The organism is Candidatus Pelagibacter bacterium nBUS_28, from assembly GCF_051200915.1.
In the GTDB taxonomy this organism is placed as follows: Bacteria; Pseudomonadota; Alphaproteobacteria; order Pelagibacterales; family Pelagibacteraceae; genus Pelagibacter.
In genome coordinates, this window is record NZ_CP172844.1 from 900,081 (window position 1) to 918,480 (window position 18,400).

Genomic DNA, 18,400 nt, shown 5'->3' on the forward strand with positions numbered 1-18,400 from the left:
TTTTAATTCTCTGTTTTAACCAGATCTGTTTTTTCTTCAAAAGCAGAAACTAATGTATGCCATGATAGTGTAGCACATTTAACTCTCATAGGGTATTGCTTTACACCCGACAAACACATTAACTTTGTTTTTTCATCTTCAAGTAAATTTTCTGATGTAAGTTCAGGGTTTTCTTTAATCATACCAAGAAAATCTTCAACGATTTCTTTAGCTTCACTCTCATTTTTACCTTTAATTAAGTCAGTCATAATAGAGGCAGAAGCCATTGAGATAGCACATCCACTTCCTTCAAATGAAATGTCTTCAACTATTCGTTGTCCATTTAATTTAAGATAAACATGAACATTATCCCCGCACAAAGGATTATGTCCTTTAGCATCTTTATTGAAATCATCTGTCTTACGAAGATTTCTTGGATTTTTTCCATGTTCTAAAATTATCTCCTGATATAATTCTTTTAAATTCATTATAGGTTAAATATTTTTTTACAGTTATTTATAGAGTCGTTAAGTTTATCTAAATCATCTTTAGTATTATAAATTCCAACAGAAGCTCTTGCACTTGCTGGTATATTTAATTTGTCATGTAAAATCTGACAACAGTGATGTCCTGCTCTAATCGCTACTCCATCTTCATCTAATATAGTTGCGATATCATGTGGATGAATTCCTTCAATAGTAAAAGACAAAACTCCACCTTTGTTTTTTGGATTTCCAAGTAATTTCACTGAATTATTTTTTTGCAATAATTCCTGTCCATACTCAACGAGTTCAGCTTCATGCTTCATAACATTATCAATACCGATACTTTCTAAAAATTTAATAGATTGATCAAACGCAATTACTTGAGCGGTAGCCATAGTACCTGCCTCATATTTATTGGGCAAATCACCATAGGAAATTCTATCTTTTTTGACTTCATTGATCATTCCACCCCCACCTTGATATGGCGGTAGTTCCTCTAACCATTTTTTTTTACCGTATAAAACACCCAAACCAGTTGGACCGTACATTTTGTGACAAGAAATTGCGTAAAAATCACAATCCAAGTCTTGCATATCTAATTTTAAATGTGGTGCTCCTTGGCATCCATCAACTACAACAATAATTCCTTTAGAATGTGCTAATTGTGTAATCTCTTTAATAGGAAGAATAGCTCCAGTTACGTTTGATAGATGTGTAATTGAGATTACTTTAGTTTTAGAGGTTATTTGTTTTTCAATTTCTTCTATTGTAATTTCTCCCTCTTCATTAATTTCGGCAAAATTTATTTTTATATTCTTTGATTTTCTTAAAAAATGCCATGGAACATAATTAGAATGATGTTCTAGCTCAGTAATAAGAATTTCGTCACCTTCTTGTAAATAATTTTGACCTAAAGTATTTGCAACTAAGTTAAGAGCTTCAGTTGCACCTTTGGTAAATACAATTTCATTTTTATCTCTTGCATTAATATATCTTTGGACTGAAGTTCTTGTATTTTCATATAAATTAGTAGCAGCTACAGCAAGATAATGTACACTTCTTCCAACATTCGAAAATTGTTTAGTATAAAATTCATTAATTCTATCTATTACAACTTTTGGTTTTTGAGAAGAATTAGCGCTATCTAAATAAACTAAATCATTGTTTTGAATTTTTTCATTAAAAATTGGAAATTCTTTTTTTACTTTATCAATATTCATTCTGTTATACCTATAAATTTTTTTAATAAAGATTTAACATCTTCGTTTGTGATTTTTTCAATAACCTCATTTAAAAAACCATTGGTTAACAATTTCTTTGATTGTTCATAACTTAAACCTCTAGACATTAAATAGAAAATTGAATTTTCATCAATGTTTCCAGATGTTGAGCCATGAGAACACTTAACATCATCAGCATAAATTTCTAATTCAGGTTTTGCATTAAATTCAACTTCATCACTAAGCAATAATGCTCTGCTTAATTGATAGCCATCAGTTTTTTGTGCTTTAGAATCCACAAATATCTTACCTTGATAAACACCTTTAGAATTATCATTTAAAACACTCTTAATTAATTGATAACTTTTACAATTTTCTTCGTTGTGATTAATTTTAGTTTTGATTTCATGATGTCTTTCATCATTTAAATCTATTATTCCATTTAAAACAACTGAACCGTATTCGTTATTTAAAGAACAGTTAATATCATGTTTTGAAAACTTTGACCCTTTAGATAAAATAAAATACTCCAAATGACTGTTTTTTTCTAAGTTAATATCTTTAAAAGAATATTTAAAATTTGAATTTTTATTAATATCTAAACTATAGTTTTTAAGAATAGAATTTTTACCAATGTTAATTTTTTGTCTAAAATTTAAAAAATTATTATTCAAATTTTCATTTGATATGTTGATAATATTTAATGAGGTGTCGTCTTCTAAATTAATATCCACTCTAGTATTTAAACCAATGTTGTTTAAATCATTTGATAAATAATTGAATAATATCAACGGTTTTTTAAATTGATAACCACTTTTAACTAAAATTTTAGTGTAATTAGAAACGAAGGCAGTGTTTAAATTCAATAACGAGTTTTCGCTTAATTCTTTTTCTAAATTTGGATTTTGTTCTACAACTATTTTTTTTTCATCCTCATAACTAAAATCTATCTTTGAAATAGTACCATTGATGAAAACAATTTTATTATGTTCTAAGTCTAATTTGAAATTCGCTTCAATATTAGATTGTTTCTCTTTTTTTGAAAAATCAATATTTTCAAAGTTAGTTGTAATAATTTGTTTTAGATCTGAAAATTTCCAATCTTCAATTCGTTTGTTAGGAAATCCATTTTTAATAAAATTATTAAAATTTATCTCTTTTATTTCTTTTTGAGAACTTGAGAAATTTTTTTTATTTAAATAATTCTCAAAATTTATTTTAATATTATTTTCCATTAATTAAAATCCTCGTATCCAACTTTTTCTAATTCTTTTGCTAATTCATAATCTCCAGATTTAATAATTTGTCCATTTTTTAAAACATGAACAAAGTCAGGTTTGATATAATCTAATAATCTTTGATAGTGAGTAATAATTAAAAAAGATTTTTTATTATTTCTTAATGAATTAACTCCTTCAGAAACAATTCTTAAAGCGTCAATATCTAAACCAGAATCTGTTTCATCTAATATTGATAATTTTGGATCTAAAATAGACATTTGTAAAATTTCATTTTTTTTCTTTTCTCCTCCTGAAAATCCAACATTTAACTGTCTGCTTAATATTTTTTCATCAAATTTTAACTCTAATGATTTTTGCTTTATTAATTTTAAAAATTCAATTGCATCTAATTCTTTTTCTCCTCTAGCCTTTTTAATTGCGTTAATTGAAGTCTTTAAAAAAGTATTTGTATTAACTCCTGGAATTTCTAAAGGATATTGAAATGCTAAAAATATTCCTTTATGAGCTCTCTCCTCAGTTTCTAATTCGAGTAAGTTTTCTCCTTCAAATGATACTGTTCCATTAACTTCGTAACCTTTTTTTCCAGATAAAATATTAGATAGTGTACTTTTACCTGATCCATTAGGGCCCATAATTGCATGAACTTCTCCTGGATTGATATTTAAGTTTAGTCCTTTTAATATTTCTTTATTGTCAATTTTTGCTTTTAAATTCTCTATGTTTAGCATTTAACCAACGCTCCCTTCTAAGCTGATTCCAACTAATTTTTGTGCTTCTACAGCAAATTCCATTGGGAGCTGTTGTAACACTTCTTTACAAAACCCATTAACAATTAAACTGACTGCCTCTTCTTGATTTAGACCTCTTTGATTACAATAATATAACTGCTCGTCACTTATTTTTGATGTCGTTGCCTCATGTTCAATATTTGATTTAAGATTCTTGTTTTTTATATATGGAATAGTGTGAGCACCACATTTGTTACCCATTAATAAAGAATCGCATTGAGTAAAATTACGAGAATTATCGGCTTTAGAAGATATATCTACCAACCCTCTATACATCATGTCAGAATTTCCAGCTGAAATTCCCTTAGATATAATCTTACTTTTTGTATTCTTGCCTAGATGTATCATCTTAGTTCCGGTGTCTGCTTTTTGATGATTATTCGTAATTGCGATTGAATAAAATTCTCCAACTGAATTATCCCCTTTCAATATACAACTTGGATATTTCCAAGTTATTGCGGAGCCAGTTTCTACCTGGGTCCATGAAATCTTAGAATTTTTACCTTTGCACAAACCTCTTTTAGTTACAAAATTATAAATTCCTCCCTTCCCGTCTTTATCTCCAGGATACCAATTTTGAACTGTTGAGTATTTTATTTCAGCATCATCAAGCGCTATCAATTCAACATTTGCTGCATGTAATTGATTCTCATCTCTCATTGGTGCAGTACATCCTTCTAAATAACTAACATAACTTCCTTTATCAGCAATAATTAATGTTCTTTCAAATTGACCAGTTTCTGAAGCATTAATTCTAAAATATGTAGAGAGTTCCATCGGACATTTTACTCCTTCTGGGATATATACAAATGAACCATCTGTAAAAACTGCTGAGTTTAGAGTTGCAAAAAAATGATCTGTTGTAGGAATTACAGAGCCCAAATATTTTTTAACTAGATCAGGATGTTTTTGGATAGCTTCTGACATAGAACAAAAAATTATTCCTTGTTTAGTCAACTCTTCTTTAAAAGTTGTAGCCACTGAGACTGAGTCAAATACAGCATCAACAGCTATACCATTTAATCTAGCCTGCTCTTGAAGGGGGATACCAAGTTTTTTATAAGTTTCTAAAAGTTTCGGATCAAGTTCATCTAAACTTTTAGGTTTATCATCCATACTTTTTGGTGCTGAATAATAATATAAATCCTGATAATCAATTTTTGGATACTTTGGTTTTTGCCAATCAGGTTCTTTTAATTGTTTAAATCTTTCAAATGCTTTCAATCTAAAATCAAGCATCCATTGTGGCTCTTTTTTAATATTTGAGATAAATTTTATTACATCTTCATTCAAGCCTTTAGGAGCTCGAGTGTTTTCAATATCAGTAGAAAAACCATATTTATAATCTTTTAAATTATCAATTTCTTTTTGTCTATTATCCATATTTTAAATTCTTTGATCGTTATTATCTTTTAATAAATCTTCTAAACTTTTCTTTTCAAAAAAACTGTTAATGTGTGTCTCAAGTTCATCCCAAAGATTATGAGTTGAACATTTTGTGGCTTTGCCATTACACCCTTTTTTAGACTCTTTTTTACATTGTACAGTTTTTACTTTTTCATCAACAGCATGAAAAATATTTGTGAGTTTTATTTCATTAGGTTTTTTAGAGAGAACGTATCCACCCTGTGTTCCTCTGATACTTTGTACAATTTGATTTTTTTTTAACTTTAAAAAAATCTGCTCAAGATAATCTAGTGAAATACCTTGGCGCAAAGAGATATCTCTTAGTGAAACAGGATTAATACTGTCAAATCTTGCAAGATCAACTAATGCCATTACGGCATATCTACCTTTTGATGTTAGTTTCATTTTACCCTTTTAAATTGAGCATTTTTATACATACCTGACTAAAACGGTCAAGTATAGATTGCAATAAAAAAACTAACATATTGTCGCTCACTTATGATAAACGTAGTTTTTTTTTGAGAATAATAATCAATATCGTATATGGACAACAAAATTTTAGAAATATTTATCCCTGGACCAGCTGGAAGACTCGAAGCAAAATATTATAAAAGTAAAAAAAATACATCACCAATTGCGTTAGTATTGCAACCTCATCCTCAATATGGAGGAACTATGAATAATAAAGTTGTAGTAGATACTTTTCATACATTTATGGATAATGATTTTTCAGTATGTAGAGTAAATTTTAGAGGTGTTGGTAAAAGTGATGGAGAGTTTGATAATGGACAAGGTGAGCTTGCTGATGCCGCAGCTGCATTGGATTGGCTTGAAAGAGAAAACTTTGATAACTCTCAATGCTGGGTATCAGGATTTTCTTTTGGATCATTAATTGCTATGCAACTATTAATGAGAAGACCTGAGATTAATAGATTTATAGCAATTTCTCCTCAACCAAATGTTTATGATTTTTCTTTTTTATCTCCATGTCCAACATCTGGATTAATGATTTATGGAAAAAAAGATGAGCTAGTTCCTTTGGAATATATTACCGAACTAGATAAAAGATTAAGTGCTCAAAAAGGTATTAAGGTCGAATTTCAATCTGTACCTGATGCTAATCATTTTTTTTCAAAAACAGAAGAGTCTTTAATTCAAAGTCTTGATAAATACATAAAAAAAGAAACTGCTCTTTACTAAATATTTTGAGCTAACTTACCACCAACTGTGGGTGTCACACAACCAGTAGTCTTTGGATATGATATTGGTAAATTTAAAAATGATCTTATGGCAAGATATCCAAACGCTTGTGACTCGATATAATCTCCATTTAAACTATAATTATCAATAGAATTTAAACTTATATTTTGTTTGTGTGATAAATAACTTTTAATACTGTTGATAAGATAATCATTTTTTCTTCCTCCTCCACAAACCAAAAATTTTATTGGATCAGCATTATTCCCATTAGCATACTCAATTCCTTTGGCTATAAGATATGCAGTAAAATTAGTGATTGTTGCACAACCATCTTCTAATGATAGTCCTCTTGCAAATGAAATATTAAAATCTTTTATATCTAAAGATTTATCAAAACTATTTAATTCAAAATTATCAATTACTTGATTTAAAATTAATTGATCTATTTTACCAGATTTTGCTATTAAACCGTTTTTATCAAAATTATTTTTTGAATTTTTTCTAACCCATTCGTCAATCATACAATTGCCAGGACCTGAGTCAAAAGCTTCCAAATTCTTCTCTAATTTTTCATCCTTTTTTATTATTTTGGTAATATTTGAAATTCCACCGATATTAAGAAAACAAACAGGAAAGTTTATTGAGTATTTTTCATTTATATTGTTTGATAATAAATTATGAAATATTGGAGCTAGTGGTGCCCCTTCACCTTTATTAGCTATATCTTCTTGTCTAAAATCATAAAAAACCCTCTTATTAACCAATTGAGACATTAATTTTCCATCCCCCAGTTGTTTAGAAATTTTTTGATCAGGATTATGAAAAATTGTTTGCCCATGAAAACCTATCAAATCAATCTCATCTTTATATTTTAATGATATTTCACTTACAATTTTGCTATGAAATAGAGTAATTTCTCTTTCTAGTTCCTTTATTCTATTAGCGTGTAGCTTTAAATCATCGATAGTTAAAATTAAATTTCTTAATTCAATTAATTCTTTATGCAATATTTTATTATATTCAAAATATTCATCTAAAACATTGATTAATTGATTGAATCCATCTGATTTAATTAATGATACATCAACACCATCCATTGATGTTCCGCTCATTAATCCAATAGCTGTATATAATTTTTTTTTCATTGATATTCTTTTTAATAAAAATTTGTATATTGTGTAACTATAAGCTTATGAATAAATTTTTAAAAGAATTTAAAGATAGAGGTTTCTTCTATCAATGTACAAATGAGGAAGAATTATCCAGTTTAATGGATAAGGAAAAAATTAAAGCATATATTGGATTCGATTGTACTGCTGAAAGTTTGCATGTTGGCAGCTTATTACAAATCATGTGTCTTAGGTTATTACAAAAAAATGGTCATAGACCAATTGTACTACTGGGTGGAGGCACAACAAGAATTGGTGATCCCTCTGGAAAAGATAAAACCAGAAAGATATTGAGTGAAGAAGAAATTGAAAAAAATATTAAGAATATAAAAAATATATTAAAAAAATTTTTAGATAATGACAACCCAGAAACAAAACCTATATTTGTAAATAATTACACATGGCTTAAAGATTTAAATTACATCTCATTTCTTCGTGATATTGGTAAACATTTTACAATTAATAGAATGTTAACTTTTGATAGTGTAAAATTGAGACTAGATAGAGAACAATCACTAAGTTATATGGAATTTAATTATATGATTTTGCAAGCTTATGATTTCTTAGAACTAAGTAAAAAAGAAAATTGTACTTTACAAATTGGTGGATCTGATCAATGGGGAAATATTGTTAATGGTGTCGAACTTATTAAAAGATATTCAAATAAACACAGTTATGGTCTTACTACACCATTAATTACTTTGGCCACAGGAGCTAAAATGGGAAAATCTGAAAATGGTGCAATCTGGTTGGATGAAAAATTTTTATCAGCTTACGATTATTGGCAATTTTGGAGAAATACTGATGATAGAGACGTAGTAAAATTTTTAAAAAATTTTACTGATATAGAAATTGAAGATATTAAAAAAATTGAAAATGATAATATTAATGATTTAAAAATACTTTTAGCTAATGAAACGACCTCTATGCTTCATGGTAAAGATGCAGCAAAGAATTCAGAACAAGCTGCAAAAGAAGCATTTTCAGGTAATTCACTTGGTTCAAACTTACCTTCTATCAGGATAAATTCAAAAAATATCAATAATAAATTAGATATAATTGATCTAGTTATTCTCTCTAAATTAGAAAAATCTAAAAGTGAAATAAGAAGATTGATTAAAGGTAAAGCTGTAAAAATTAATGATGAAATTATATCTGATGAAAAATTAATAGTTACAAATGAATTTTTTAATGAAAACTATCTTAAACTTTCTATTGGAAAAAAAAGACATTTAAAAATTGAATTAGATTAGTTTTTTTTAATCTTTTCTAACGTTCTAGTTATAAATCTTGGGGTTAATGTTTTTATTGGATTTACAGTTGTTTCCAGTTTTTTTGGAGGTCCCTTCACCTTAAAACTTACTCCAAAAACTCCCTCTCCTACTTTTTTTCCAACAAGCAAATCTCCAATTAAAGGAATTGAAGCAATAGATCTATTAATTGTGGTTGCAGGAACTAATGTGCCTCTTAAGCTAATTAAATTATCTTCTTCGATATAACCTTCAATTAAAATAGATATAGCTGGACCAATTGCATATAATTCATCAATCGTCATAAGTTTGCCCTTATTGGTAAAATTCATTTCAAAATCTGTAAATCTAATACCCTCTCCTGTTAGCAAATCTGCTATTCCCTGAAGAGAAGCGAGAGATAGTATCTTTGCTAAAGCAGGAATTTCTTTGACTTTAAAATTGTCAATAATCAATTTTGATTTCGAAATACCATTATTTTTGGAAGAATAAAAATCTAAATAACCTTCATCACTATGTTCAAAACCTTTTATGAACTTGTATCTTTTTACAAGTGGTTTAGCTTTTGATGAAAATAATGTAGTAATTTTTTCATCATCTTTAGTGTTTATTGAAAAAGTTATATTTTTATTATTATCAAATAGCGCAGATATATCAGCCTGATTTACTTTATTATTTATAATCTGAAGTTTACCTTTTAAATTTTTAATAACATTACTCTTATCAAGATAAACATCAGAGACATTTAAAGATATTTTTATATTTTCTTTAAAAATATTAAGTTGTTGGTCATCTTTACTTTCTAATAAGTTTGTAATGATGGGATCAGCGTTTAAAAACGATCCTTTAAGTTCGTAATTATTGTTTTTAGTTCTATTAATAATAAATTTATTTTTCAAGTCATCATTATCAAAATAATCTAAGACGATTTTATCGACTTTTACTAATTTATTATTTCTATCTATTTTTAAATCATTAACTATCAGGCTATTATTTTTTAATAAAAGACTAATTTTTTTTAAATCAAGCCCAGATTTTTTATTATAATTTCCATTAATTTTTAACTGAGAATTTAAATTTTTATTTTTTTTATAATTAATAAAATCTATTTTGATTGGTGTGTCATTAATTTCTAAATCAGTTTTAAAATTGTATTTTTGATCTTTTGTTGAAAGAAAATATTTAATTTGGTTTAATTTTTTTTCAAATTTTATTTGACCAAAACCTTCTAATGCCAAAATATTATCTTGATAATTTATTTGAATTTTATGATCTTTAAGATTTAAAGTATCCTTTGTTTTAGGTAAGTATTCTTTAATTAAATTTTGATTTTTAATATCTAGTTCACTTAATTCAATATTTGATACTAAATTTAAATTAGAGCCATTATTATTTACTTTATAATTAATAAGTTCAAATTTGTTTTGTAGTTTAACTTGGCCTTTTCCCTCAATTAATAATTTTTTGTTTGCATAAGATGCTTTTAGCTCATGATCTTTTAAATCAATAAATTCATTAATCTCGATAATATTTTTATCTATTAAATTGTTTCTTTTTAACTGAGAATTATTAATTAAAATACTTGAATTTATTGATAAATTCTTAACTTTAAACTTATCATTAATATCAAATCTAAAATCATTTTTAGACTCAAATTCTGTATTTATTAAATCAATTTGTGGATATTTTAATTTGATTACTTGAAGTATTTGATCGTTTAAAACAGCTTTTTTATTTCTTAATGATCCATCAAGTAAATAATTTTTTTTATCTTTATTTATATCTAATCTATCAGAAAAGAAATTAATGTTATTTGTATCAAAACTAATGTCTTTAAAATTAAAATTATTTTCTTCAATATTAAAAATAAAATTTATTTTTTCTATTTTGTTTTTTTTAAAAACACTAATTTCACCTTCTTTTAATAACCCATTAACCTTATAATCATTTTTGAGTGCGCCAAACTCATCAATATTAAATTTTAAATCTGCTATTAAATATCCTTTTTTAATAAATCGTTCTAAAATAAATAATTCAGGTCTATTATTTATAGACCTTATAAATGATACAAAGTTTTTAAGTAAAATTGGTTTAGTTGATATTTCTATTTGTGAAGCAACTAATTGATTTTTAATTAACGAATTTAGTGATATTTGAGTTTGGATATACTCAAGTTCAATTGGCTTGTTGTTAGAAGTTATTTTTGCATCAATTGTTTTTGCATTAACTTTAAAATTTAAAGGATCTAGAGTGAGTTTTATTTTTTTTAAGCTGACATCAAATTTATCATTTTTTTGTTTAACTAGATTTTGAATTTGATTGCTAAATTTCTCAGTTTCAATACCTACCGTACTCAAATAAGTTATTAATAAAACAAAAATTCCTAATACTATCAATGTGTATGTTGTAATTTTTTTTTTCATTTAATTTGATATAAAGATTGTTCTAAAAATCCATCTAAATCTCCATCTAATATTTTATCTGGGCTTGTACTTTCAAAATTAGTTCTATTATCTTTTACAAGTCTATAGGGTTGTAAAACATATGATCTTATTTGATGACCCCATCCAATTTCAGATTTAGAGTTTTCTGTGTTTTGATTTTCCTGTTCTTTTTTTTTAATTTCATAGTCATATAATCTTGCTTTTAACATGTTCATACATGTTTCTTTATTTTTATGTTGAGATCTCTCATTTTGACATTGAACAACAATTTTAGATGGTAGGTGAGTTATCCTTACAGCGCTATCAGTTGTATTAACATGTTGGCCACCTGCTCCACTAGATCGATAAGTGTCAATTCTTAAATCTTTTTCAATGATTTCAATATTAATATTCTCATCTACAACTGGATATACCCATATACTTGCAAAACTTGTATGTCTTCTTGCTCCAGAGTCAAATGGAGAAATTCTGACCAGTCTATGTATTCCAGACTCTTTTTTAAGCCAACCAAAAACATAATCACCTTCAATTTTAATTGTTGATGATTTTATTCCAGCTTCATCTCCTTTATGTTCGCTAATTAAATTTGATTTAAAATTTTTTTGATCTGCCCATTTCATATACATTCTTCTTAACATTTCTGCCCAATCTTGACTTTCTGTGCCCCCAGCGCCTGCATGTATTTCTATATAACAATCAAGTGAATCTGCTTCGTTTGATAAAAAACATTTAACTTCATTTTTTTTTACTAAAGTTCTAAGTTCTTTAAGATTTTGAAATACTTCTTTTTGTACAGAATCGTTTTTTTCCTCTAATGCTAACTCACTTAATTCATCTAAATCTGAAAGTTTTTCTATTGAAACCTTGTAGGTATTTAATAGATCTTCAAACAGCTTTTTTTCTTTAATTACTTTTTTAGAATTGTCTTTATCTTGCCAAAAATTGGCTTCTAACATTTTAGTGTTTAATGCCTCAAGTTTTGAATGAATATTATTTTTTTCAAAGATACTCCTTAACTTTAAAGTTTATCTTCTCTATTTCTTTTTTGTAATCTTGATATTTATCATCCATTAATAAAACTTTAATATATTATTGGCGTCTAATCTATCATTATTTGAATATAAAACTTTTCCATCAATCACATTTTGTTTTTTATAGACTTCAATAATAGTGTTTTTAGAATTAAATTTTGCTTTTTGGCCGGTATTTGGATCAACTACCATCATTACAGTTCCCTTTGCTGCCTTGAAAGGTCTTGCCTCTGATTTATTAACTGTTTTTTCAACAAACTCTTTAAAAATAGGCAAAGCTGTTTTTGAACCAGTTTCAAATCTACCCAATGGAGAAGGATTATCTAAACCAACGTACACTCCAATTAGAAGATTTGACGTATATCCGATAAACCAGGTGTCTGTATTTTTATTAGTCGTGCCTGTTTTACCGGCAATATTTAGTTTGAGATCTTTTAGTTTTTTAGCAGTACCTCTTTGAACAACCCCTTCAAGTATAGAAGTCATTTGATATGATGTTTCTGGAGAAAATATTTTTTTATAATCATCTTTGATGATTGGATAATCTTTACTCAAGTATGAAATTTCATCACAATTAGTACATTTTCTTTTATCATTATTAAAAACAGTTTTTCCCTCACTATCTTGAATTCTATCGATCAAAATTGGATCAACTAATTTACCTCCATTGACAAACACAGAATAAGCAGAAGTTAATTTTAATAATGTTGTTTCAGCAGATCCAAGTGAAATGGATAAAAGCTCCTCTGGATTATCATAAATACCTAGGTTTTCCGAAAAATTTATAATTTTTTTTAAGCCTAAGTCCTGAGCAATCCTGACTGTCATTAAATTTCTTGATTTTTCTAGTCCAACTCTCAAAGTTGAAGGTCCATAAAATTTTTTTCCATAATTCTCTGGTTTCCACATTTTGAGATCTACTCCTTGATCCAAAACAATCGGAGCATCTAAAATTAGAGATGTTGGGGAATAATTATTTTCAAGAGCTAAGGCATAAACAAATGGTTTAAAAGCAGAACCAGGTTGTCTTAATGCTTGAGTTGCTCTATTAAATTCACTTTTTTTGAAACTAAAACCACCACTTAAAGCTAATACACGACCTGTATAAGGATCCATAACAACAATTCCCCCATTTACTTTTGGTATTTGTTTTAAACTATAATTTTTATCACTAATTTTTTTCACATAAATTATGTCGCCAACCTTCAATAACTGATTAAATTCTTTTTTTGTCCAAGAAATATCTTTAAACTCTATCTTACCATCTAATTTATCTTCAGTTTCAATAATTGCTGAAAATTTATTTATTTTTCTGATAATTGCTAACTTCCAACTAATTGAGTCTTCCAAATAAAATTTATTTAAATCTTTATTCCAATTTTCTGAGTATTTTTTGTTAGCAAGTGGTCCCCTCCAGCCCTTTCTCTTATCATAAGATAATAATCCATTCCTAAGTGCTTCGGTTGCAATCTTTTGAAATTCTAAATTAATTGGTGTGTTGATATTAAATCCTTGTTTGTAAACTTTATCATAATCTAAAGTTTCAATTACATTTTTTCTAACATCTTCAATGTAATATTGAGAATCTTCTAAAAAAACTTTTTTTGTCTTATTGAGTAAAATTTTTTTTTCTTTGAGATAATTATATTCATCTGTATCTATATACTTGTTTTCAAATAAATTTTTTAAAACTAAATCTCTTCTAAATTTAGCTAACTCAATATTTCGATGAGGATTGTACCTACTTGGTGCTTTTGGTAAAGCTGCTAATAGAGCAGTCTCTCCATAATCTAATTCTTGTATAGACTTATCAAAATATTCTAAGCTTGCTGCTGCTACACCATATGCTCCACTGCCAAGATAAATTTGATTTAAATATAATTCTAAAATTCTCTGTTTAGATAAAGCTCTCTCTATTCTAAATGCTAAAATAGCTTCTTTAATTTTTCTGTTTATACTTACCTCATTAGTTAATAAAAAATTCTTAGCTACTTGTTGTGTAATTGTAGAAGCACCTTCAAGTCTTTTAGATGAAATTATGTTTGAAATGTTGTTTATCACAGCTCTTAAAACTCCTTTTGCATCAACACCCGGATGGGAAAAGAAGTTTTTATCTTCTGCTGATAAAAATGAGTTAATTACATTTTTTGGAATTGAATTAATTGGAATAAATATCCTTTTTTCTTTCGAAAAATCTGCAACAAGTTCTCCATCACCTGAATACACTTTACTTGATACTGGTGGTTTATAGTTTTTAAGAAATTTATAATCAGGGATATTATTTGAATAAGACCATAAAATTCCTAATATCAGAATACCAAGCAATAAAAGAAAAGATAACAGTATAAATAGAGTATTTTTGAGAATTTTATTCATTTTATTTCCATTATATCTTGGAATTTGTTAAAGATAAGGCACTAGAAATAAACAAAATTTTATAAACACTTAAAATACTAAATGAATCAATCAATCAAATTATTATGGAAAAAAATTTATATATCGATGCATCGCATCCTAATGAAACTAGAGTTGTTCTTAAATCAGATGACAATATTGAAGACTACGAATACGAAGGTTTAAAGAATAATTTAATAAAAAATAATATATATCTAGGTAAAGTCAGTAGAATAGAACCATCTCTTCAGGCAGCATTTATTGATTTTGGGCGAGAACGACATGGCTTTCTATCTTTTAATGACATTCAGTCTGATTACTATCAAATACCAAAAGCAGATTTAGATAAAATTAAAGAAGAGGAAGAAAAAGCTCGAGAAGAACTTTCTAAAGAAGTTGAAGCTAAAGAAGAGGAAAATATAGCTGAGGGAAAACTTGAAATAGATGATCCAATTAACATTGAAAAAGAGCCAATAGAGGAAAGCGAAAATGACTCTGAAGATAAGGAAAATTTAACTGAGGAAAAAGATAAAAAGAAAGAAACTAAGTTTAAATTTAAAAGATATAAAATACAGGAAGTTATAAAACCAAATCAAGTTATCTTAGTGCAGGTCATCAAGGATGAACGAGGACAAAAAGGTGCAGCACTTAGTACATTTATCTCAATTGCTGGAAAATATATTGTTTTAATGCCTAATACTCCAAAAGGGGGTGGAATATCTCGTAAAATATTTAATCCAGCTGACAGAAAAAAAATAAGAACTATTTTGAATGAAATTGAGATCCCGAAAGAGATGGGTTTGATTGTAAGAACTGCTGGAAGTAATAAAACCAAAAACGAAATTAATAATGATTTAGAAACTCTTATCAAAACATGGAGTCAAATTAAAGATACTGCAATTAATTCTATAGCTCCATCATTAATTCACCAAGAGAGTGAAATTATAAAAAGAACTTTAAGAGATATGTTTGATGATACTACTCAAAATATAATAGTTGAAGGCAATGAAGGTTATAAAAAAGCACAAACATTTATGAAAATGATCATGCCTTCAAGTGTTAAGAAAGTAAAAAAATATAGAGGAAAAGTTCCATTATTTATTGAAGAAAAAATTGAACAAAAATTAAACCAAATATTTGACTCCGAGATAAAACTAAAATCAGGAGGATATTTGGTAATAAACCCTACTGAAGCACTTGTATCAATTGATATAAACTCTGGTAGCTCTATTAAGGGTAAAAATGTTGAAAGCACTGCACTAGATACAAATATTGAGGCAGCTGAAGAAATAGCAAGACAAATAAAAATTAGAGATTTATCTGGTCTAATAATAATCGACTTTATTGATATGCTTAGTTATGGAAATAGAAGATTGGTGGAGAGAAAATTAAAAGAAAAATGTAGAACAGACAGAGCTAGAATTCAAATTGGGAGAATAAGTAATTTCGGTCTTCTTGAAATGTCTAGACAAAGATTAAGAGAAAGCGCAATAAAATGGAAAGTAACACTTACAGATGAGTCATTTGCTCAAAAATTACTTAAAACAGTAGAGTTAAATGCAGTTATAAATAAAGCTAAATTTGTTGAGCTTAGAGTTTGTGAAAAAATCTCAGATTTTTTAAAAGAAAATTTTGTTGATGATTTAACTTATTTTGAAAAGAAAAATAAAATGACAATAGATATTATTAGTGACCCTACACTGATTATTCCAGAGTATATTATTAATATTCAAAACAAATCAAAAAAAACAATTGAGTTAATTGAACATTTTAAAAAATTAAAAAATTTAGAAATACAAATTAAAGAGGATAAAATTACTGATAAAAAAGAGGCTAAAAAATTTCACAAAAAACCTTTTAAAAAGAAACCTTACTTTAAAAAGAAGTTTGTAAAAAAAACAGCAACTATTTAATAATTCCTATTTTTGGTGAAGATGCATTTCCGTATAAATATTTATTAATACGTCCTGCTAAAAAAGATTGTCTTCCAGCAATTACCGCATTCTTAAAGGCAAGAGCCATATCATATGGTTTTTTTGCTTTAGCAATTGCAGTGTTAACTAAAACACCATCACAACCTAACTCCATTGCAATAGTTGCATCTGATGCTTGACCTAAGCCTGCATCAATGATGAGAGGTAATTTGGTTTGATTTCTGATAATTTGAATATTTGTTTTATTTTGAATGCCTAAACCAGAACCAATAGGAGCAGCTAACGGCATTATCGCATCTGCACCTGAGTTTTCTAGACGTTTTGCCATGAGCGGATCATCATTACAATAAACCATAACTTTAAAACCTTCTTTAGCCAAAACCTCTGTAGATTTTAAAGTTTCAATCATATCGGGAAACAAGTTTTGTTTATCGCCTAAAACTTCCAGTTTAACTAATTTCCAACCACCGATCTCTCTTGCGAGTCTAAGTGTTCTTAAAGCTTCTTCTGAAGTAAAACATCCTGCTGTATTTGGTAAATAAGTGATTTTCTTTGGGTCAATATAATCCATAAGAAGAGGTTTTTTTTTATCGGTTATATTTACTCTTCTAACAGCAACGGTTACAATTTCTGCTCCAGAAAGTTTAATAGCCTTTGCACACTCAGACATGCTTTTATATTTTCCGGTACCTACGATTAATCGAGAATTAAATTTTTTATTTGCTATAACTATTTTATCATTTTTCATTTAACCTCCCCCAATAAAATGAACTATCTCCATTTTATCATCTTTTTTTAGAGCAATTTTACTAATTTTCTTTTTATCCATTATCTCTTGATTGAGTTCAATTGCCACTTTTTTTAAAGGAATTTTAAGATCTTTTACTAAATCTGAAATCTTATAATTTTCTGGTACAGACTTAAATTTACCATTCACTTTAATTTTTATTTTTTTTATTTTTTTCATCGTATATAAGAATTGAATGAATAATAAAATTATTATTATTAATGGTCCAAATCTTAATCTATTAGGTGAAAGAGAACAATCACAATATGGCTCAACTACTTTTGCACAATTAAAAGAAAACTGTTTAAAAGAGTCTAACAAAATTGGTATTGAATTGGAATTTGCTCAATCAAATATTGAAGGAGAGTTAGTAGATTTAATTCAAGATGCTAGAAACAAATATGACGGGATGATAATTAATGCTGCAGGATTTACACACACTTCAGTTGCAATTAGAGATGCGCTTGATCTATTCAAAAAACCAATAATTGAGTTACATATATCAAACATATATAAAAGAGAGGAATTTAGACATAAATCTCTAATAAGCGATGTAGCTACAGGAGGAATTTTTGGATTAGGTGTTGAAGGTTATATTTTGGCCATAATTTCAATAGAAAAGATTTTAAAAAATGAAAATAGATAAAAGCATAATTAAAGAATTAAGTGACTATTTAGAAGAATTTAATCTCACTGAAATAGAAATTACGGAAAAAGATACCAAGATTAAGATTTCAAAAAATAATGTAACGATTAGCAATCAACCAGCTGTAACTTCAGCAAATATTAACGCTAGAAATGAAAATGTTTCTGAAAAAACTAATATTAAATCTGGTACCGAAATTACTTCACCAATTATCGGAACAGCTTACCACGCGCCAGAACCCGGAGCAAAGAAATTTGTTGAGATTGGAAAAAAAATTAAAAAAGGTGATACCATTATGATTGTTGAAGCGATGAAAACAATGAATCATGTGCCATCAACTGCTGATGGTGTTGTGAAAGAAATTTGTGTTGAAGATGGTCACCCTGTCGAGTTTGGCCAAACTATTATTATTCTAGAGTAAACAA

The 18,400-nt window shown here is 27.4% G+C and carries 17 protein-coding genes; 5 read left to right on the forward strand and 12 right to left on the reverse strand.

What is annotated here, in order from left to right; all coding sequences use genetic code 11:
* Window positions 1–2: 2 nt before the first annotated feature.
* The 6 genes from sufU to ACIJYC_RS04885 are packed head-to-tail and all read right to left on the reverse strand — an operon-like array spanning window position 3 to window position 5,525.
* Complete coding sequence (gene sufU / locus ACIJYC_RS04860) at window positions 3–467, reverse strand: Fe-S cluster assembly sulfur transfer protein SufU (protein WP_435165033.1); 465 nt, start codon at window positions 465–467, stop codon at window positions 3–5.
* The gene (locus ACIJYC_RS04865; protein ID WP_435165036.1) at window positions 467–1,684 is read right to left on the reverse strand and encodes an aminotransferase class V-fold PLP-dependent enzyme; all 1,218 of its coding nucleotides are present in this window, start codon (window positions 1,682–1,684) and stop codon (window positions 467–469) included. The genes sufU and ACIJYC_RS04865 overlap by 1 nt, the downstream gene beginning before the upstream one ends.
* Window positions 1,681–2,919, reverse strand: coding sequence for a Fe-S cluster assembly protein SufD (gene sufD / locus ACIJYC_RS04870; RefSeq protein ID WP_435165039.1), 1,239 nt, complete (start codon window positions 2,917–2,919; stop codon window positions 1,681–1,683). Before sufD ends, ACIJYC_RS04865 begins: the two co-directional genes overlap by 4 nt.
* Entirely contained in the window at window positions 2,919–3,653 is a 735-nt protein-coding gene (gene sufC / locus ACIJYC_RS04875) for a Fe-S cluster assembly ATPase SufC (protein ID WP_435165042.1), read from the reverse strand. Before sufC ends, sufD begins: the two co-directional genes overlap by 1 nt.
* Window positions 3,654–5,096, reverse strand: a complete 1,443-nt coding sequence (gene sufB, locus ACIJYC_RS04880; protein ID WP_435165045.1) for a Fe-S cluster assembly protein SufB — start codon at window positions 5,094–5,096, stop codon at window positions 3,654–3,656.
* Between the two features lie 3 nt (window positions 5,097–5,099).
* Window positions 5,100–5,525 (reverse strand): Rrf2 family transcriptional regulator, encoded by a 426-nt coding sequence (locus tag ACIJYC_RS04885; RefSeq protein WP_435165048.1) that lies wholly within the window; start codon window positions 5,523–5,525, stop codon window positions 5,100–5,102.
* 150 nt (window positions 5,526–5,675) lie between these two features.
* Between ACIJYC_RS04885 and ACIJYC_RS04890 the strand changes: the two genes are divergently transcribed.
* Window positions 5,676–6,320, forward strand: coding sequence for an alpha/beta hydrolase (locus ACIJYC_RS04890; RefSeq protein ID WP_435168104.1), 645 nt, complete (start codon window positions 5,676–5,678; stop codon window positions 6,318–6,320).
* Here the strand turns inward: ACIJYC_RS04890 and ACIJYC_RS04895 are convergent.
* On the reverse strand, window positions 6,317–7,465 hold the full coding sequence (locus tag ACIJYC_RS04895) for an anhydro-N-acetylmuramic acid kinase (protein WP_435165051.1): 1,149 nt from the start codon (window positions 7,463–7,465) through the stop codon (window positions 6,317–6,319). The genes ACIJYC_RS04890 and ACIJYC_RS04895 overlap by 4 nt on opposite strands.
* Before the next feature lie 47 nt (window positions 7,466–7,512).
* Between ACIJYC_RS04895 and tyrS the strand changes: the two genes are divergently transcribed.
* Window positions 7,513–8,742: a tyrosine--tRNA ligase gene (gene tyrS, locus ACIJYC_RS04900; RefSeq protein WP_435165054.1), complete on the forward strand. Its 1,230-nt coding sequence runs from the start codon at window positions 7,513–7,515 to the stop codon at window positions 8,740–8,742.
* Here tyrS and ACIJYC_RS04905 read toward each other — a convergent pair.
* The 3 genes from ACIJYC_RS04905 to ACIJYC_RS04915 all read right to left on the reverse strand — a co-directional run bounded on the left by ACIJYC_RS04905 (window position 8,739) and on the right by ACIJYC_RS04915 (window position 14,590).
* Entirely contained in the window at window positions 8,739–11,162 is a 2,424-nt protein-coding gene (locus tag ACIJYC_RS04905) for a hypothetical protein (RefSeq protein ID WP_435165057.1), read from the reverse strand. The genes tyrS and ACIJYC_RS04905 overlap by 4 nt on opposite strands.
* Window positions 11,159–12,190 carry a peptide chain release factor 2 gene (prfB, locus tag ACIJYC_RS04910; RefSeq protein ID WP_435168106.1) on the reverse strand — a complete coding sequence of 344 codons (1,032 nt, stop codon included), beginning with the start codon at window positions 12,188–12,190 and terminating at the stop codon, window positions 11,159–11,161. The genes ACIJYC_RS04905 and prfB overlap by 4 nt, the downstream gene beginning before the upstream one ends.
* A 63-nt stretch (window positions 12,191–12,253) precedes the next feature.
* The gene (locus tag ACIJYC_RS04915; RefSeq protein ID WP_435165060.1) at window positions 12,254–14,590 is read right to left on the reverse strand and encodes a penicillin-binding protein 1A; all 2,337 of its coding nucleotides are present in this window, start codon (window positions 14,588–14,590) and stop codon (window positions 12,254–12,256) included.
* A 104-nt stretch (window positions 14,591–14,694) separates the two neighbouring features.
* On the opposite strand from ACIJYC_RS04915, the gene ACIJYC_RS04920 reads away from it, so the two are divergent.
* On the forward strand, window positions 14,695–16,521 hold the full coding sequence (locus ACIJYC_RS04920) for an Rne/Rng family ribonuclease (protein WP_435165062.1): 1,827 nt from the start codon (window positions 14,695–14,697) through the stop codon (window positions 16,519–16,521).
* Here the strand turns inward: ACIJYC_RS04920 and ACIJYC_RS04925 are convergent.
* Both ACIJYC_RS04925 and thiS read right to left on the reverse strand, forming a co-directional pair.
* On the reverse strand, window positions 16,514–17,290 hold the full coding sequence (locus ACIJYC_RS04925; protein WP_435165065.1) for a thiazole synthase: 777 nt from the start codon (window positions 17,288–17,290) through the stop codon (window positions 16,514–16,516). The two genes, ACIJYC_RS04920 and ACIJYC_RS04925, sit on opposite strands and share 8 nt — an antisense overlap.
* Complete coding sequence (thiS, locus tag ACIJYC_RS04930; protein WP_435165068.1) at window positions 17,291–17,509, reverse strand: sulfur carrier protein ThiS; 219 nt, start codon at window positions 17,507–17,509, stop codon at window positions 17,291–17,293. It lies immediately after the preceding gene.
* 16 nt (window positions 17,510–17,525) lie between these two features.
* Here thiS and aroQ point away from each other — a divergent pair, with 16 nt between their 5' ends.
* Entirely contained in the window at window positions 17,526–17,975 is a 450-nt protein-coding gene (aroQ, locus tag ACIJYC_RS04935) for a type II 3-dehydroquinate dehydratase (RefSeq protein ID WP_435165071.1), read from the forward strand.
* A complete protein-coding gene (locus ACIJYC_RS04940) occupies window positions 17,962–18,396 on the forward strand; it encodes an acetyl-CoA carboxylase biotin carboxyl carrier protein (RefSeq protein WP_435165074.1) in 435 nt (144 codons plus the stop codon). The genes aroQ and ACIJYC_RS04940 overlap by 14 nt, the downstream gene beginning before the upstream one ends.
* Window positions 18,397–18,400: the final 4 nt, after the last annotated feature.